The sequence below is a fragment of the Natronoarchaeum sp. GCM10025321 genome (genome assembly GCF_042663585.1).
In the GTDB taxonomy this organism is placed as follows: Archaea; Halobacteriota; Halobacteria; order Halobacteriales; family Natronoarchaeaceae; genus Natranaeroarchaeum.
Map to the genome: position 1 here is coordinate 548353 of NZ_JBHTAN010000006.1, position 15129 is coordinate 563481.

17 protein-coding genes are annotated in these 15129 nt (G+C 61.8%); 6 read left to right on the forward strand and 11 right to left on the reverse strand.

The window, feature by feature from the left end; all coding sequences use genetic code 11:
- Positions 1 to 4 precede the first annotated feature (4 nt).
- Positions 5 to 1297, forward strand: a complete 1293-nt coding sequence (gene purD, locus ACFQL3_RS05620; RefSeq protein ID WP_377052189.1) for a phosphoribosylamine--glycine ligase — start codon at positions 5 to 7, stop codon at positions 1295 to 1297.
- Positions 1298 to 1310: 13 nt separating this feature from the next.
- On the opposite strand, the gene ACFQL3_RS05625 is transcribed toward purD, so the two are convergent.
- Together ACFQL3_RS05625 and ACFQL3_RS05630 are read right to left on the reverse strand one after the other, a co-directional pair.
- Positions 1311 to 2054 (reverse strand): ABC transporter permease, encoded by a 744-nt coding sequence (locus ACFQL3_RS05625; RefSeq protein WP_377052191.1) that lies wholly within the window; start codon positions 2052 to 2054, stop codon positions 1311 to 1313.
- Entirely contained in the window at positions 2051 to 3022 is a 972-nt protein-coding gene (locus ACFQL3_RS05630) for an ABC transporter ATP-binding protein (RefSeq protein WP_377052193.1), read from the reverse strand. The genes ACFQL3_RS05625 and ACFQL3_RS05630 overlap by 4 nt, the downstream gene beginning before the upstream one ends.
- Positions 3023 to 3212: 190 nt before the next feature.
- Here ACFQL3_RS05630 and ACFQL3_RS05635 point away from each other — a divergent pair, with 190 nt between their 5' ends.
- On the forward strand, positions 3213 to 3806 hold the full coding sequence (locus tag ACFQL3_RS05635; RefSeq protein WP_377052195.1) for a class I SAM-dependent methyltransferase: 594 nt from the start codon (positions 3213 to 3215) through the stop codon (positions 3804 to 3806).
- 59 nt (positions 3807 to 3865) lie between these two features.
- Here the strand turns inward: ACFQL3_RS05635 and ACFQL3_RS05640 are convergent, their stop codons facing one another.
- A complete protein-coding gene (locus ACFQL3_RS05640; RefSeq protein WP_377052197.1) occupies positions 3866 to 4888 on the reverse strand; it encodes a Gfo/Idh/MocA family protein in 1023 nt (340 codons plus the stop codon).
- Positions 4889 to 5063: 175 nt separating this feature from the next.
- Here ACFQL3_RS05640 and ACFQL3_RS05645 point away from each other — a divergent pair, with 175 nt between their 5' ends.
- Both ACFQL3_RS05645 and ACFQL3_RS05650 read left to right on the forward strand, forming a co-directional pair.
- Positions 5064 to 5342, forward strand: a complete 279-nt coding sequence (locus ACFQL3_RS05645) for an antitoxin VapB family protein (RefSeq protein WP_377052199.1) — start codon at positions 5064 to 5066, stop codon at positions 5340 to 5342.
- Positions 5329 to 5730, forward strand: a complete 402-nt coding sequence (locus tag ACFQL3_RS05650) for a type II toxin-antitoxin system VapC family toxin (protein WP_377052201.1) — start codon at positions 5329 to 5331, stop codon at positions 5728 to 5730. Before ACFQL3_RS05645 ends, ACFQL3_RS05650 begins: the two co-directional genes overlap by 14 nt.
- A gap of 71 nt (positions 5731 to 5801) precedes the next feature.
- Here the strand turns inward: ACFQL3_RS05650 and ACFQL3_RS05655 are convergent, their stop codons facing one another.
- The 4 genes from ACFQL3_RS05655 to ACFQL3_RS05670 all read right to left on the reverse strand — a co-directional run bounded on the left by ACFQL3_RS05655 (position 5802) and on the right by ACFQL3_RS05670 (position 8820).
- A complete protein-coding gene (locus ACFQL3_RS05655) occupies positions 5802 to 6254 on the reverse strand; it encodes a hypothetical protein (protein WP_377052203.1) in 453 nt (150 codons plus the stop codon).
- Positions 6255 to 6374: 120 nt separating this feature from the next.
- Positions 6375 to 6881, reverse strand: a complete 507-nt coding sequence (locus ACFQL3_RS05660; RefSeq protein ID WP_377052205.1) for a hypothetical protein — start codon at positions 6879 to 6881, stop codon at positions 6375 to 6377.
- Between the two features lie 128 nt (positions 6882 to 7009).
- Positions 7010 to 7528, reverse strand: coding sequence for a hypothetical protein (locus ACFQL3_RS05665; RefSeq protein ID WP_377052207.1), 519 nt, complete (start codon positions 7526 to 7528; stop codon positions 7010 to 7012).
- Between the two features lie 8 nt (positions 7529 to 7536).
- Entirely contained in the window at positions 7537 to 8820 is a 1284-nt protein-coding gene (locus ACFQL3_RS05670; protein WP_377052208.1) for a hypothetical protein, read from the reverse strand.
- Between the two features lie 245 nt (positions 8821 to 9065).
- On the opposite strand from ACFQL3_RS05670, the gene ACFQL3_RS05675 reads away from it, so the two are divergent.
- Positions 9066 to 10085: an aldo/keto reductase gene (locus tag ACFQL3_RS05675; RefSeq protein WP_377052210.1), complete on the forward strand. Its 1020-nt coding sequence runs from the start codon at positions 9066 to 9068 to the stop codon at positions 10083 to 10085.
- A gap of 9 nt (positions 10086 to 10094) precedes the next feature.
- Here the strand turns inward: ACFQL3_RS05675 and ACFQL3_RS05680 are convergent, their stop codons facing one another.
- Genes ACFQL3_RS05680 through cyoE form a run of 4 tightly spaced genes read right to left on the reverse strand, consistent with a single transcriptional unit; the run spans position 10095 to position 14254 of the window.
- Entirely contained in the window at positions 10095 to 10814 is a 720-nt protein-coding gene (locus ACFQL3_RS05680; protein WP_377052212.1) for a universal stress protein, read from the reverse strand.
- 42 nt (positions 10815 to 10856) lie between these two features.
- Positions 10857 to 12077, reverse strand: coding sequence for an MFS transporter (locus ACFQL3_RS05685; protein ID WP_377052214.1), 1221 nt, complete (start codon positions 12075 to 12077; stop codon positions 10857 to 10859).
- A gap of 49 nt (positions 12078 to 12126) precedes the next feature.
- Positions 12127 to 12810, reverse strand: coding sequence for a DUF7546 family protein (locus tag ACFQL3_RS05690; protein WP_377052216.1), 684 nt, complete (start codon positions 12808 to 12810; stop codon positions 12127 to 12129).
- A gap of 4 nt (positions 12811 to 12814) precedes the next feature.
- On the reverse strand, positions 12815 to 14254 hold the full coding sequence (gene cyoE, locus ACFQL3_RS05695; protein ID WP_377052218.1) for a heme o synthase: 1440 nt from the start codon (positions 14252 to 14254) through the stop codon (positions 12815 to 12817).
- 119 nt (positions 14255 to 14373) lie between these two features.
- Here cyoE and coxB point away from each other — a divergent pair, with 119 nt between their 5' ends.
- Complete coding sequence (coxB, locus tag ACFQL3_RS05700; protein WP_377052220.1) at positions 14374 to 15111, forward strand: cytochrome c oxidase subunit II; 738 nt, start codon at positions 14374 to 14376, stop codon at positions 15109 to 15111.
- The last annotated feature ends 18 nt before the right edge of the window (positions 15112 to 15129 follow it).

Below are 15129 nucleotides of genomic sequence, written 5' to 3' on the forward strand. Positions count from 1 at the left end.
GGGTATGTCTGAAACCGTGCTGCTGGTCGGGGGCGGCGGCCGCGAACACGCCATTGCACGAGCGCTCGAGGACAGTGACACGACGCTGTACGCTTGCGCCGGAAACCGGAATCCCGGGATCGACGAGATCGCCGCAGGCTTCGAGTCGCTCGATACAACCGACGCTGACACAGTCGTCGACTACGCCGAGTCGGTCGACGCGACGCTCGCAGTCGTCGGGCCGGAAGCGCCGCTGGCCGAGGGCGTGGCCGACGCGCTCGATGCGGCGGGCATCTACGCATTCGGCCCGCAGGCCGAGGAAGCGCGCATCGAGACGGACAAATCGTTCCAGCGGGAGTTCATGGCCGAGCACGACGTTCCCGGCTGTCCCGACTTCGAGGTCTTCGACGACGGCGAGGCCGCCTGCGAGTATATCGACGAGTACGACGGCGACCTCGTCATCAAGCCGGCGGGCCTCACAGGCGGCAAAGGCGTCAAAGTGATCGGCGATCAGGTGACCGCCGAGGAAGGAAAGGAGTACATCCGTGACTCGAACTACGACCGGATCGTTCTCGAAGAGCGCCTCGTCGGCGAGGAGTTCACGATTCAGGGGTTCGTCGCCAACGGCTCGCTCCGGATTACGCCCGCAGTGCAGGATCACAAGCGCGCCTACGAGGGTGACGAGGGGCCCAACACGGGCGGGATGGGGAGTTACAGCGCGTCTAGTTTCCAGCTCCCGTTCATGACGCCGGCCGACTCCGCCGAGGCGCTCGACATCATGCGCTCGGTCGTCGAGGCGCTCACCGGCTACAAGGGCGTCCTCTACGGCCAGTTCATGCTCACCGACGAAGGCGTCAAGGTCGTCGAGTTCAACGCCCGCTTCGGCGATCCGGAGGCGATGAACACGCTGCCAGTGCTGGAGACTGACTTCCTCGACGTGCTGACGGCGGCCCGCGACGGCAAGGCCCTGCCCGAACTCGCCTTCGACGCGCAGGCGACAGTCTGCAAATACGCTGTCCCCGACGGCTACCCCACCGATCCCGACGCGGGCGCAATCGTTACGATCGACGAGGAGTCGGCTGGCGACGCCCTGCTGTACTACGCCAGCGTCGACGCCCGCGAGGACGGCATCTACACGACGACCTCGCGTTCCTACGCGGTCGTCGGCGTCGCTGATACGATCAGCGAGGCAGAGGAGATCGCAGAAGACGCCCTCGAACGCGCCGGTACTGAGGGCCTGCGCGTCCGTCACGATATCGGCAAAGAAAATCTCGTCCAGCAGCGCATCGACCACATGGACGACCTGCGCGGCGAGTAGGCGACGCCGTTTTTCAGTCCGCCTGTGGGAGCGAGTAGGCTCCGAGTGCGAAGAAGACGACGGCGAGCACCGAGAGCACCGCCAGATCGGCGAGCGGATCGCCGCCGGTCGAGAGCGTCCGGACGCCTCGCGCGAAGTAGGTCAGCGGCGAGAGTTCGATCAGCGGCGCGAACCACTCCGGGAGTAACTCCGGTGGGACGAACGTATCCGAGAGGAAGAGCAGCGGCAGGCCGATGGAGTTGCTCGCTGCAATCGCGCCGTCCTGGGATTCCGTGTAGCTCCCCAGCATCGCGCCGACGCCACAGAACAGCACCACGCCGGCGACCACGTAGGGCACGAGCAGGGGCGAGAGGGGCAGGGTCGCACCCGTCAGGACTGCGACCAGTACGAGCACCAGCAGGCTGGCAAGGCCGATGATGACGACGTTGACGAGCGTGTGTGCGGCCAGCCATTCCAGTTTCGAGAGCGGCGTCGTCGCTAGCTTCTCGAAACGGTTGTCGTCGCGGTGGCGGGCAACCGTGCTACCGAGTCGCGACAGCGGCGTAAAGAGCACGACGACGGCGACGTAGCCGGGCACGTAGTACTCCGCGGGTTCGGTGAACAGGCCGCCACCGCCGGGGTCGGTCCGGACGAGCGCACCGAAGATGACGATCAGCAGGACAGGGAAAAAGAAGGTGAAAAATACCGCCGTCCGGCGGCGTAGAAAGGAGTGCCACGAGGCGAGCAACTCGGAGCGAACGCGGCCGACGCTGCTCATTGACGCTCACCTCCTGCTGGCACTGACCGGTCCGGACTCGTCGGTGCGGGGCCACGGTCGACGAAGCCCTGCTCCTCGGCTCCCGCCAGCGTCATGTAGACGTCTTCGAGGGTTGGCTCGCGCCAGGTGAGTGAGGTGTACTCGAGTTCGTCGCGCTCCAGGGCGTCGACGACGGTACCGATCGCGGTTGGCTCGATCCCGTGGACTGCGATGCCCTGTCGCGTCGTGGTGGCGTCGAAGCCGTGTTCTGCGAGCGCTGTTACGGCGGCTTCCTCCCCGTCGTCGAGGTCGATCTCCAGTCGGCTTTCGCCGCCGTGTTCGGCGAGCAGTTCCTCGGGGGTGCCGACAGCGACGAGTTCGCCGTCCGCGAGCAGGCCGACCCGATCAGCGAGTGCTTCGGCTTCGGCCATGTCGTGGGTCGTCAGCAGGACGGTCGTCCCGCCCGCTGCGAGCGTTTCGACGCGCTCGGCGACGGTACGCCGGCCCGCCGGGTCGATGCCAGTCGTCGGTTCGTCCAGAAAGAGCAGGTCGGGGTCGTTGACGAGTGCACTCCCGAGACAGACCCGGCGTTGCTGGCCGCCCGAGAGGTTCTCGTACCAGGTATCGCCCGAACCGCTCAGCCCGACCGTCGCCAGCACGTCCTCGGCGTCGAGCGGGTCGTCGTACAGGCCCGCGTAGTACCGGAGCAGTTCACGCGCGGTGAGCCGATCCGGCGGCGAGAAATCCTGCGGCAAGACGCCGAGGCGTCCGGTGTCGACCTCTCTGGGGGCCGCACCGAAGACGGAGATGCTTCCGGAGGCGGGCTCAGTCGTCCCGGTGAGCGCTCGAACGAGGGTGGTCTTACCCGCGCCGTTTGGGCCGATCAGCGCGAACACCTCCCCTTCGCGGATCGACAGCGAGACGTCGTCGAGTGCCACGAGGTCCCCGTAGGACTTCGAGACGCCGTCGGCCGACAGCAGTGCGGTCATACCACTGACTCGGGAGCGCGCCGGAAAATGCCGTTCGGTTCCGCTCGGCCACTGGGGCCCGGCTATCGCTCTCGTCCCTCGTTGGTCGGAGGGCGGGTGTGCGGAGCGATACTCGGGGTGAGTGTACTCGATGAAACCACCGTTCTGTCTATCAGAAAACTGATCAGCGTGGGCCGTTTCGGTCGTGCGTATGGACAGGTTCCAGAATACGGGCCAACCCGATTGGGACTGGTGGGGGCGACTGTGGCCAGCACCGGGAGAAACCCTCCGCGAAGTCGGCGTCGAACCGGGAGACACACTCGCTGAAATCGGAAGCGGGAACGGCTACTTCGCGCTCCCTGCGGCACGAATTACCGCTCCTGCAACCGTCTATGCGGTCGATATCGACTCCTCTCTGTTGGCGGAACTGTCTCATCTCGCCGACCTGCAGTCGATAGAGAACATCGAAACGATCGATTGCGACGCCCGAACGCTATCGGAGCGGCTTCCCGAGCCAGTCGATACCGTGATGGTGGCGAATATCTTCCATGGAATCGACGACCCCAACTCGTTCGTTCGGGAGGCGTTCGATTCACTCCGCCCGGATGGCCGGTTCGTGATCTTCAACTGGCACGACACTCTGCGGGAGACGACTCGAATCGACGACGAACCACGCGGGCCGCCGACCGAGTTACGCATGACGCCCGAAGAAACCCAACAGTGCGTGCTCGATGCTGCAGACGTCACGCTCGAACGGACTGTCGAACTGCCGCCATACCATTACGCGATGGTATTCGAAGGATAAGCTCACTTACGGACCGGACTGGACGAGGATTTCTCACTCCACCGAATCGGGGCGCGGTATCAACTGTGGCGAGCGTCTGCGATCAGTTCCTGCACGTCGACGCATTCGCCACGCTCGGCCGATAGCGTCGCCGCCTCGCTGAGCGCGATGGCGCGAAGGCCGTCCTCGGGCGGCACCGCGATGTCGGCGTTGCCGCGGATCGCTTCGACCAGATTCGTCAGTTTCGCCTCGGTTAACACGACGAACTCGGTCTCGTCCTCGACGGAAATCTCCGTCGGATCGGCGCCGCGTTTGGCGAGAACGAGACCGTCCTGGGCGTACTCCAGTTGGCCACTCCTGCCGTAGACGTCCAGCGAATCGCCCACGTCCGGCGTTGTCGGCCCGTCGCCGATCAGCGCGACGCTCGCAGTCACCCGGTTCCCATTGCGCTCCAGTTCGACGGAGAGCGCGCTGTTGATGTCGACGCCGGTCCCCCGGGGATCCGTGGTTGCGCTCACGGACGCTGGCTCGGCGTCGAGAGTCCAGAGCAGGACGTCAAGCAGGTGCGACCCGGAGTCATAGAGGAAGCCGCCGCCGGATAGTTCGGCATCGCCGCGCCACGTCTTCGCGTAGTCGACCCAGTCCTGTTCGAGGTGACAGTCCACGAAGTGGGGTTCGCCGACGACTCCCCTATCGAGGCGCTCGCGGAGTTCCCGATACCGCGGATCGAAGTGACGCTGGTAGCCGACCTGCACCAGTTGGTCGGACGCCGCGGCGGCGTCGACCAGTGAAGCAGCGTCCGCTACGGTCGTCGTCATCGGCTTCTCGACGTGGACGTGCGCGCCGGCGTCGAGTGCCGCCATGACCTGCTCGTAGTGGACCGAGTGGATCGAGGCGACGTTGACGATGTCGACGGCGTGCTCGTCGAGCAGTTCCTCGGCCGTCCTGTAGGCCGGGGCGTCGAATCCGGTATCGAACTTCTTGCGCGCACTCAGCGCCGGGTCGGCACCGGCGATCACGTCGACGCCGTCCATGTCCGCGAACAACTGGAGTTCTAGCTGGCCGAGGCCGCCCAGGCCGAAGCCCGCGACAGTGAGTGTCATGATTCGGGGTTGTCGCCGCGCCGACTAATCACTGTGGGATCGCGGTATCTCTCCGCTCGGCCAATCGTGAGTCGTACGCCTCGATATCTAGCAGTCCACACGATCTAATTTCTGTCTCGATCCCAGTTTTGGAGTCCTAGAAAGTATTTTGTGTTTGTGTATGCATACACAAACTATGGGGACGAAAACCATCGGCATCCGGGAGGACGTATACGAGCGGTTGAAGGCTCGAAAACGGGAGGACGAGAGCTTCACGGACCTCGTGGATCGCATACTGGACGACGCGACCGCCGATTGGCGTGAGGGATTCGGAACGCTCCCGGAGGGAGACGCAGACGAACTCGAACGGATCGTTACGGACTCCCGTGATCGGACTGGTGAAGGGCTGTCCGCACGCCAGCGGGAGGCTCTCAACGAACTCGCGGATGTAGAGGCAGACGATGAAACTGCTTGATACAACCTTCCTCATTCATTACTGGGCGGGACGGCAAGCGGTGGCGGACTATCTCGAACGGCACGAACAAGAGGAGTTCGTAACGACGACACTGAACATCAAGGAAATCGCCGTCGGACGGGAGATTCAGGGGAAGCTGGACGCAGTCAAGATCCAGTCAAAATTCGAGTGGACGACGATCCTCCCGTTCCAGATGGAACATGCGGTTACTGCTGGCGAGCTAGAAGCGGAATTTCACCGGGACGAAACAGTGAATCAGGACAAAATCAATTCCCTCGCCGGAGATCTACTGATTGCCGCCGTCGCCAGAGAGGAAGGTGCGACAGTCGTCACGCAAAATACGGACGACTTCGAGCGATTCGATGGAGTGGCTGTAGAGAGCTACTGAGTGTGTGTGCCTGTGAATCAGGACTCGCTCAGGTTACTCTTCACGCCCGATTCCCAGTGTCACGATTGCGATCACTTCTCCCTCATGGTCGAGATATGGGCGTTCGGAAGTCCCTCCGCATTCTGCTGGGGGAGGTCTTCGTAGGCGTCCTGTGTCGCCTCGGCTTTGTCGGATGTCGCACTGACTCCGTGGATCGAAATCCCCTCGAACTCCCCGTAATCAGAACTGCGAACAGTACCGCGTTCGTACTTTTCGTCCGAAAGCTTCTCGAACAGCTCGGCGAAGAGCCCTACCCCGTCGACTCTGTCGTCGTCCGATGGAATCGGATCGATCGATGACGGAACGTCTTCGATAACCCAGGCCTCGATATACATCAGTTCCTCGGATTTCTGCTCGTCCCCAGTAGTGTCTTCACGTTCACCGCCGTTTTCTTCGCCGCCAGTCGTCGAGTTGGAGTCTAGACAGCCCGCGAGGAGCGTCAGAGCACTCACGGAGAGGACCTGCCGACGGCTCGGCGGCGTCATCGACTCACCTCCGGCGCGTGTTCAGGGGCGACCATGGGTATCGGTGATCGGATCGTCGTATAGGTTTTTGCCGGCTCTACTCGGTTTTGAATCGGATCCTGTGAGCGAGATCCGGTGTCCTCACTCTTCTTGTCCAACGAGGAGCCGTATTGTGATGACCTCGTCCTCGTGTTCGAGGTATGGAGCCGTGGGGAGCCCGTCCGGACTTTGCTCGGGAAGTTCGTCGTATGCCTCCTGCGTCGCTTCGGCCTTGGAACTCGTAGCATCACTCTCGTATAGCTCGAACGCTTCGAACTCCCCATACTCGGCACTCCGCACAGTGCCTCGTTCGTAGTCCTCGTCGGCCACTGTCTCGAATATTTCCGGGAAGAATCCGACGCCGTCCACTCGGTCGTTGTCCGACGGGATCGGATCGAGGGACGACGGAACCTCGTCGATGAACCACACTTCGATGACCATGTCCTCACTCCGAGGTTCTGCCTCTTCTGGGTCCTCATTCTCGTTGTCGTCGGAGTCGTCGTTGTCATCGCCGTTCTCGTCTTCCGATTGCGACTCTTGATCGAGACAGCCAGCGAGGAGAGCCAGAGCACCCGCAGTGAGGACCTGCCGACGGCTCGGAGGGGTCATCGGCTCACCTCCGGCACGTATTGAGGGGCGACCATGGGTATCGGTGATCGGACCGTCGTATATGTTTTGTGCTGGCTGTGGCGGTTCTGTTAACGATATACAATTCTGCGAATCAGGACCTGATCCGGTTACTCTTCCTGTATAACGCGGAGACGGACACTTACGACTTCTCCCTGATGTTTGAGATATGGGCTCGTCGGAAGACCTTCTGCAGTCTGTTCAGAGAGACTCTCGTAGGCTTCTCTTGTAGCCTCTCCTTCATCAGAGTCTGGGCTAATATCGTCGGTACTGATGCTCTCGAACTCCCCATAATCAGCCGTATGAACAGTACCACGCTCATACTCTTCATCGGCGAGCCTTTCGAATAGGTCTGCGAAGAGACCGGTACCATCGACCCGTTCGTCATCCGATGGAACTGGATCGATCGACGACGGGACATCTTCGATCACCAGCGCCTCGATACTCATATATTCGTTGTATTGTGGTTCCGTCGGTGTTTCCTCAGATTGATTATCGTCTGTACCATTCTCGTCAGACGTTGACATCTCGTCATCATCGTCCTCAGTTGGCGTTCCGTCATCCAAACAGCCCGCGAAGAGAGTGAGGAGGCTCGCGACGATCATATTCCTTCTATTAATTCCATCCATAGTCTACCTCACCTCACTTCCATATCTAGCTCCTGTTCTATATTTCCAATATACGTTCCATAGCCTAAATAATCGTCCCCAGCACGATGAATCGCAGCGGGGAGCAAGTCGTCGCCGTCTTCAACAAAATAGGGGCCTCCAGAATTACCCGATCCCTCCGTGTAAGTCCGGAAAATCTCTAGCTCTCCATCATCAGTTATTCGATTAATCTCCTTTCTACATCGACCTGACCGGATTCCCTGAGTACAAACATCCGGAAAATGATCAACTAAATCATCCTCAGCAACGATATCACCGGAAAGATCCCCTGAGATTTCGCCATTATTTCCAGCTAGCTCAGAACGAGCCTCCATTGTCCCGGATGGCTCCATGAGAGCTATATCTATGGGAGATTCCACATCATCATCTGAACTATGATACCACACGCGTTTTATTTCTCCGATCGGATCACCACCGTATGGTTGGAGTATCTCTCGTCCGATAGCATCGTCACTATCTTCGCCATCAGCAATTGCAGTGTGTGCCGCAGTGGCCATATACATCGTATATTCGTCCGGATCGTAAAGTCTTAGCCCGAGAGTCGCCCGTCTAAACGAGGTGCTGTCACCCATCGGCTGGATCTGACACCCTCCCGGAATCCCCTCGTTCCAGCGATCAGTGAGGCGATATTCTTCGTTGAAGTGAGTTCTCTCCGGCCGCCATTCACAAGTGACATCCTCACATGCCTCCTCGGAAACATACCCCTCAGAGAACTCGACTGGGATGTTTTCGACAGTGTAGGACGTATCTTTTGTCTCTCCGACTGTACCAGTTGCCTGATCAGGCAGTGTTGCCTTCAATTCGTCAGCGGTGATATCGGGCGTCTGAACGGCTGAATCGTCTTCGAGTTCGCTGACTGACTCTACCGCTCTCCGTTTTTCGGCAGGAACTCGTTTCTGAACGCTCACACTGACTGCATACTTCGTATGTTGCCCACGAGTCGTTCTCGTAATTCCGGCTGTCACCAGCCCGGTCGAATCAAGTGAATCGATTTGTTCCTGAAACCGACTGGCGGCATCTCGGGCCGTTTCGACCTCGATCCACTTGTCCCGAGAAATGGTGTAGAACTCAGGTTCTCTCGGCAACAGTTCGTCCGGATACGGCGGCTCTTCCCAGTCTTCCGGGTTCTGTACTCTGAAGGCTTTTACGCGGGGGACTTCGTCAGTAGGATCTCCGGTAAGATCTTCGAGATCTTCCTTTGTCATGTGTCGCACAGTTTCCGCTGAGAGTCCCAGTTTGCTGAGATTCTCCACGAATCGGCGACGTCCCATTCGGGTTAACTTGGTCGTTCTATTGACCATGGATGGTAGACATACCGAAGTAAAAAAAAACTTAACTGAATACAAGTAATATATTTAATGCTGTACGATCGTAGGTATTTTACATATTGTCAGTTGGTTCTTACATACTCTAGAGTTTCCGGTGCGTAGAGTGTGAACTCGAAATAGGTAGCCGCTACCCAACTGCTTAACTCGATTCCGACGGGAGAGCCGAGTGTATGGAGTACACACAGCTCGGTTCGACCGGTACGTCAGTTTCACAGCTCTGTCTCGGTACGTGGCGCTTCGGCCGCGAGACCGACGGGACCGTCGAGACGACGAAGGAGGAAGCCCACGAACTGCTCGACTCCGCCGCCGAGCGCGGGATCAACTTCATCGACACCGCGAACGTCTACGGCACGCCGAACGGAAAAAGCGAACAGTGGATCGGCGAGTGGCTGGAGGATCAGGACCGCGACGACTTCGTCCTCGCCTCGAAGGTCTACTTCCCCTACGACGGCGACGGCGAACCTGGCCCGAACGACTCCGGGCTCGGACGGAAACACATTCGATCACAGATCGAGGGCACGCTGGATCGGCTCGGCACCGACTATCTGGATCTGTACTACATCCACCGCTTCGACGACGACACGAAGGTCGAGGAGACCCTACGGACGCTCAACGATCTCGTGCGCGAGGGGAAAGTCCACTACATCGGCGCGTCGTCGATGGCGGCCTGGAAGCTCACCAAGGCCCTCTGGAAGAGCGACGTCGAGGGGCTCGAACGGTTCGACGTGACACAGCCGCTCTTTCACGCCGCCTATCGCGACGACGTCGTCGACTATCTCGATGTCGCCGCCGATCAGGACCTCGCGGTCTGTCCCTACTCGCCGCTGGCTGGCGGCTTCCTGACGGGCAAGTACGAGCGGACCGAGGAGGGGGTCGAGGCACCGGAGGGCTCTCGCGGTGCGATCGATCCCAACTTCGACGACTACTACGTCTCCGACCGCGGCTGGGAGGTACTCGACGAAGTCCGGGCCGTCGCCGACGAGGTCGGTGCCACGCCCGCGCAGGTCGCCCTGCGCTGGTTGATCGACCAGGAGAAGTTCACCTGCGTCCCCATCGTCGGTGCGCGGACCGTCGACCAGTTGGACGAGAACGTCGGTGCGGTCGACGTGGAACTCACCGACGACCAGCACGACCGGATCTCGGAGGCCCGCTACGACGAGGAGGGCAAGCGCTGGGGCCACCGCGACTAGACGTCTTCCCTACTTGCTTCTGACGACGAGCGTCGGACTGCTCGTCCGATCGTTCACGCTCCGGGTCACGGTCCCGAGGATCCGCCTGCGGAGCGAGGGCTCCGATTCCCCGACGACCAGCAGGTCGTAGTCCTCGGCCTCCGAGACGATAGCGTTCCCCGGCGATCCGGATCGCACCTGTTTCCAGCCGACCCGATCGGCTTCGATGCCGAACTCCCGTAATCGATCACAGGCACCGCGCAGGAGGAACTCCGAGCGCGCCTCGTCCTCGTCGGAGTCGGCGACGTGAAACACCGTCACGGCGGCGTCGCTGTTCCCGAGCAGTAGCCCGGTGAACTCGACGATGTGTACGATGTTCGGATCGCCCTTCAGCGGAACCAGCACATCATTGAGGCTCTCGCCCATGTCGCCGGGCGTCAACACCGCGTCGGCATCGTACTCCCTGACGACGCGGTCCAGCGTCGTTGAGCGCCCCCTCGTGAAGACGACTGTCGACGTCACGTCGGTGTCGCCCTCGAACTGACTCACGACCTCCTCGACGGTCTCGCGCGCTTCGTCTCCCAACTCCTCTTCAGCCTGCTCGATCGGGGTCTGATCCGGCACCCTGTAGTAGCTCAGAATCACCAACTGATGTGGCTGTAATAGCTCGACGAGCGCAGCGGGCGGGGTGTCCGGATCGGCCACATCGACCGGGATGAGGATCGTCGATCGATCAAGCATCGTTGCCATATGTGATACTGTGTGGCCTGTAGAATCAACATCCCGGTGCAGTCACTGTTCGGTGCCGACGGCCAGCAACAACGCCGCGAGCACGGTCGAGCAGGCAACCGACGCCGTGAGTAGCCAGAACGCCGGGACGAAGCCGACCGATTCGGAGAGTACGCCGACCACCGCGGGTGCAACCGCGCCAGCGCCCATCAGCAGCGTCCGGACGATTCCCAGACTACCTCCGGCCAGCGATTCCGGGAGCACGGCCATCCAGTAGGCCCCCCGCACCGGCCGGAAGCCGTGTGAGCCCAGACCGATTACGACGACGACGGCACCCAGTACGAGGGGGTTTCCGGTCGGCGTCAGGACGACCAGCGCAACGAGCGCGGCCGTCGCGAGCGCGAGCGTGGCGACGATGACTGGCAACTCGCCGACGCGGTCGCTGAGTACGCCGGAGACGACCTGCACCACGCTCGCGGCGAACAGCGCAGCGAAGACCAGTCCGGCAGTCGCCGACGTCAGCCCGGCCTCGCTGGTGAGATACAGCGGCAGAAAGGCGACCACGCCGTTGTAGGTGAACCCGAACAGCACCGTGACGACGACGAAGGCCAGCAGTCGGGGGTTCCGAAAGAGCGTGACGTACTCGGCGAGCGTCCCGCTCTGTGCGTCCGTGGGTGCAGGCCGCTCCGGGTTCGAGACCCGGACCGTGAACGTCGCGGTCGTCGCGAGTCCGACGACGCCTGCCGCGAGAAAGAGCGTTCGCCAGTTGTCGCCGAACAGTGCCGGCCCCGCGAGGACGGCGACTACCACGGCAGGTGCGGCGACGCCCGCGAACGTCCCGATGGTGTCCATCGTGCCGAGCGCGCGCCCGGTGCGTGCCGGATAGAGTCGCGAGAGCAGGCCGATGGCGACGGTCTTGTGCGCGCCCGTTCCTGCGCCCATGAGCACCATCGCGCCGACGAGGACGTAAAAGGGCGAGTCGACGCCGAGGGAGAGCGCGGCCAGCGCGGCGAGCAGGCTCCCGGCCGAGATGACGGTCACGGAGCCGAACCGATCCGCGAGCGCGCCGGAGGGGAACTGCATCGCCGCGTAGGTCAGCATGAAGCCGGTGTACGCGAGGCCGATTTCGGCATTCGTGACGCCGTAGACGCCCTGTAGCGGCTCGAAGAGTGGTGGAAAGGCGTAGCGGACGAACTTCGCGAGAAACCAGAGCAACGAGACGAGTAACAGGGCGTCGAACTCGTGCAACCGACCGGGAAGTGTTCGGATCGACGAGAGGTCCACGACTAGAGCAGCCTTTCTCCCTCTCCAGTATAAAGCGCCCGAGACGTCGCTACCGGCCGAACGGTCGCCAGTAGAGCAGCCCCACGGTCACGACGAAGACGACCGTCGAGAGCCCAAACGAAAAGCTCGAGGTGGCCGCAGTGAACGCGCTCGCGGAGCCGCCGGTGAGACTCGCCACGACGGCGGCGATCAGCGGCCAGGTACAGCTAACACACGAGACCAGGCCTAGGATCCCGGAGATGGCGGCGTTCGTCGCGTCGATGATCGTCGCGTAGACCAGATAGGCTAGCGCGGCGTAGCCGACGATGAAGGCGGGCATCAGCGTGAACTCGATCAACTCGCCGCCGTAGTACAGGTTCGGGACGAGACCGGGCGGCCCCTCGACGTTGAGGTTGAGGCCGCCCGCGTACGCGACCTCGTAAAACGACGCGCCCGGCCCGACCATCCCGCCGAGGACGGCGAGCATGCCGAAGTAGAGCACGGCGATGCCCCCGGCGAGCCAGCGCGTCCGTCCCGATGCATCGGAGGGGGACGTGCGGTAGATCGCCCACGCTCCCACGTTCAGCCAGATTAGCGGGTATATCTCGAACGTCGTCACGCTCGTTCGACCGATCAGGAGGAGATAGATGCCGACGAGGACGAGTTGCGTGTTGATGAGGACTGCATAGACCAGCGCTGTCTCTCTGTCGGGGAGGATTCGATCGAGATTCGAGCGCTGTGTGAGCGAACTCATCTGTCTACAGTACCAGCGTGTCCACGACGATTGCGACGAGCAGTGCGCCGAGATACGCGTTCGAGGCGTGGAACGCGCGGAACGCCGCCTGTTCGGTCCGTTCCCAGTGCAGTCGGATCACTGCCCAGAGGAAGACGCCACCGAGTGCGACGCTCGTTACGGCGTACAGTACGCCGAGGCCGCTGATCGCCGACAGTGCGCTCGCGCCCAGCAGTGTGGCCGCGAGATACAGCAGAATGTGCTTTCGCGTGACGGCTTCCCCGCGGACGACTGGCATCATCGGGAACCCGCCGCGGGCATAGTCGTCCTTGTACGCCAGCGCGAGGTTGTAAAAGTGCGCGGGCGTCCACAGGAAGATGACGCCGGCGAGGGCGAGACCGGGCAGACCGATCCGGCCGGTGACCGCGACCCAGCCGATCATCGCGGGAAGCGCGCCGGCCGCACCGCCGATGACCGTGTTCTGAACCGTGTTCGGCTTGAGGACCAGCGTGTAGATGACGCTGTAAAACATGATCGCGACCAGGCCGAGCGCCGCCGCGAGCAGGTTCACCTGCAGGAAGACGGCGAGCGAGGCGACCGTCAGCAGGCCGCCGAAGGCCAGCGCGTTCCGGGCCGGGACGAGATGCGTCGCCACCGGTCGGTCGGAGGTCCGGGCCATCTTCTTGTCGACGTCACGTTCGAGGACGTGGTTGTACGTGCCGCTTGCGCCGATTGCGAGCACGCCGCCCGAGAGCGTTAGTACGATGGTTCGGATCGTCAGATCTGGGCCTGCGGCGAGGGCCATCCCGGCCGACGCGACGAGACAGAGCAACCACATAAGACGGGGCTTCATGAGCCGGAAATACGCAAACGCCATCAACTTCGCCCGTCCGAACAGGCTGTCCGGAACCGTGGGCGTCGGGACGTCTTCGACCGGGTCGGCGTCCTCCTCGGGACCGGTGGGTTCTGGCTCCTCGTCGAGTCCCGCCGTCTCGGTCTCGAGCGTCCACGCGAGCGCGAGAATCAGCGTGCCGAACACCAGCATCGCGACGAGTAGATGGACGTTGGCAAGCAGGCCCGACAGTTCTGCCGTCGCCGCGATAGCGCCGATTCCGACCTGTACGGCGTAGAGCACGAGACCGAGACCGAGAGCGGCACGAACACGTGTGGACGCGTCGCCGAGCACTGCGAGCGCCGTCGTCGCCAGGACGAGCATGCCGACGATCAGCGCGATGACGCGATGGCCCCATGCGATTGCGATCTGCGTGTCCGAAATCGCGAGCCATTCGCCGCCACAGGCGGGCCAGCCACCACAGGCCGCTGCGGCATCGGTGATCGCTGTCGTCGCACCGACGACGATCAGCAGATACGCACCCATCACTGTTGCCGCGAGCAGCCACGTGAAATTGGTGTGGCTGTCGACGAGCGGAAACGACGGGTTCGTCCGGTGGGATGGATGTGTCACGAACGCGTACCTCTTGCTGTATTCTTCGACTGGGGATACTTATGCGACGCGCTTCTCCGGGGTCGATCCCTCGAAAAGTCAGCACATATTTAACCCCCTTTCCCTAAGAACGACCCATCATGAAGGGATCGCGGATCGCCCTGATCACTGCGTGGGCGGGGACGCTATTACTGATGCTGGCCCAGCCAGCAGCAGCGGCGTCGACGTCTGCCGAGTTGATCAACGACCTCAACGAACGGCTGATCATCGTTGCCCTCCCGATCACACTACTGGTCGAAGGGATCCTCATCTACGCCGTTCTCAAGTTCCGGAACAACGACGAACCGAGGCCGACTCAGGAGAACCGACGTCTCGAAATCACGTGGACGATTGCGACCGCCATCGTCCTGCTGTTCGTCGGATTCGCCGCCTTCGAAGTCATGGCCGACCCGCAGATCAGTTCGATGGCCGACGACGAACCGCCGGAGGACGCAGTCGTTATCGAAGTCGAGGGAACTGACGCGTGGCAGTGGGAGTTCACCTACCAGAACGAGTACGAGGGTGTCCAGACCAGAAACGAACTCTACCTCCCCAAGGGCGAGCAAGTCTATCTGCAGGTGTCGTCCGAGAACTGGTTACATATGGTCCACATACCCGATCTGGGCGTGAAACAGCAGGCCCAGCCGGGCACGGTCAACACCGTCTCCACGACGCCGAACGAGGTCGGTGAGTACCAGGGCTACTGTACCGAATACTGTGGTGTGGGTCACTCCGGAATGCTCTTTGAGGTGTACGTCGAGGAGCCCGAGGACTTCGAGAACAGCATGCAAGAACAGATGGAAACGTCCGAGAACGGCGACGAAGCCGACGCCGAATAACGCGCCTCCCCTTTTCGA

What these genes read in the sequence shown, in the direction of transcription:
- ACFQL3_RS05665 (WP_377052207.1), bottom strand. Translation starts at nt 7,528, where the DNA reads ATGGATGGAATTAATAGAAGGAATATGATCGTCGCGAGCCTCCTCACT.
- ACFQL3_RS05675 (WP_377052210.1), top strand. Translation starts at nt 9,066, where the DNA reads ATGGAGTACACACAGCTCGGTTCGACCGGTACGTCAGTTTCACAGCTC.
- coxB (WP_377052220.1), top strand. Translation starts at nt 14,374, where the DNA reads ATGAAGGGATCGCGGATCGCCCTGATCACTGCGTGGGCGGGGACGCTA.
- ACFQL3_RS05645 (WP_377052199.1), top strand. Translation starts at nt 5,064, where the DNA reads ATGGGGACGAAAACCATCGGCATCCGGGAGGACGTATACGAGCGGTTG.
- ACFQL3_RS05680 (WP_377052212.1), bottom strand. Translation starts at nt 10,814, where the DNA reads ATGGCAACGATGCTTGATCGATCGACGATCCTCATCCCGGTCGATGTG.
- ACFQL3_RS05650 (WP_377052201.1), top strand. Translation starts at nt 5,329, where the DNA reads ATGAAACTGCTTGATACAACCTTCCTCATTCATTACTGGGCGGGACGG.
- ACFQL3_RS05625 (WP_377052191.1), bottom strand. Translation starts at nt 2,054, where the DNA reads ATGAGCAGCGTCGGCCGCGTTCGCTCCGAGTTGCTCGCCTCGTGGCAC.
- ACFQL3_RS05655 (WP_377052203.1), bottom strand. Translation starts at nt 6,254, where the DNA reads ATGACGCCGCCGAGCCGTCGGCAGGTCCTCTCCGTGAGTGCTCTGACG.
- ACFQL3_RS05640 (WP_377052197.1), bottom strand. Translation starts at nt 4,888, where the DNA reads ATGACACTCACTGTCGCGGGCTTCGGCCTGGGCGGCCTCGGCCAGCTA.
- ACFQL3_RS05690 (WP_377052216.1), bottom strand. Translation starts at nt 12,810, where the DNA reads ATGAGTTCGCTCACACAGCGCTCGAATCTCGATCGAATCCTCCCCGAC.
- ACFQL3_RS05660 (WP_377052205.1), bottom strand. Translation starts at nt 6,881, where the DNA reads ATGACCCCTCCGAGCCGTCGGCAGGTCCTCACTGCGGGTGCTCTGGCT.
- ACFQL3_RS05630 (WP_377052193.1), bottom strand. Translation starts at nt 3,022, where the DNA reads ATGACCGCACTGCTGTCGGCCGACGGCGTCTCGAAGTCCTACGGGGAC.
- purD (WP_377052189.1), top strand. Translation starts at nt 5, where the DNA reads ATGTCTGAAACCGTGCTGCTGGTCGGGGGCGGCGGCCGCGAACACGCC.
- ACFQL3_RS05635 (WP_377052195.1), top strand. Translation starts at nt 3,213, where the DNA reads ATGGACAGGTTCCAGAATACGGGCCAACCCGATTGGGACTGGTGGGGG.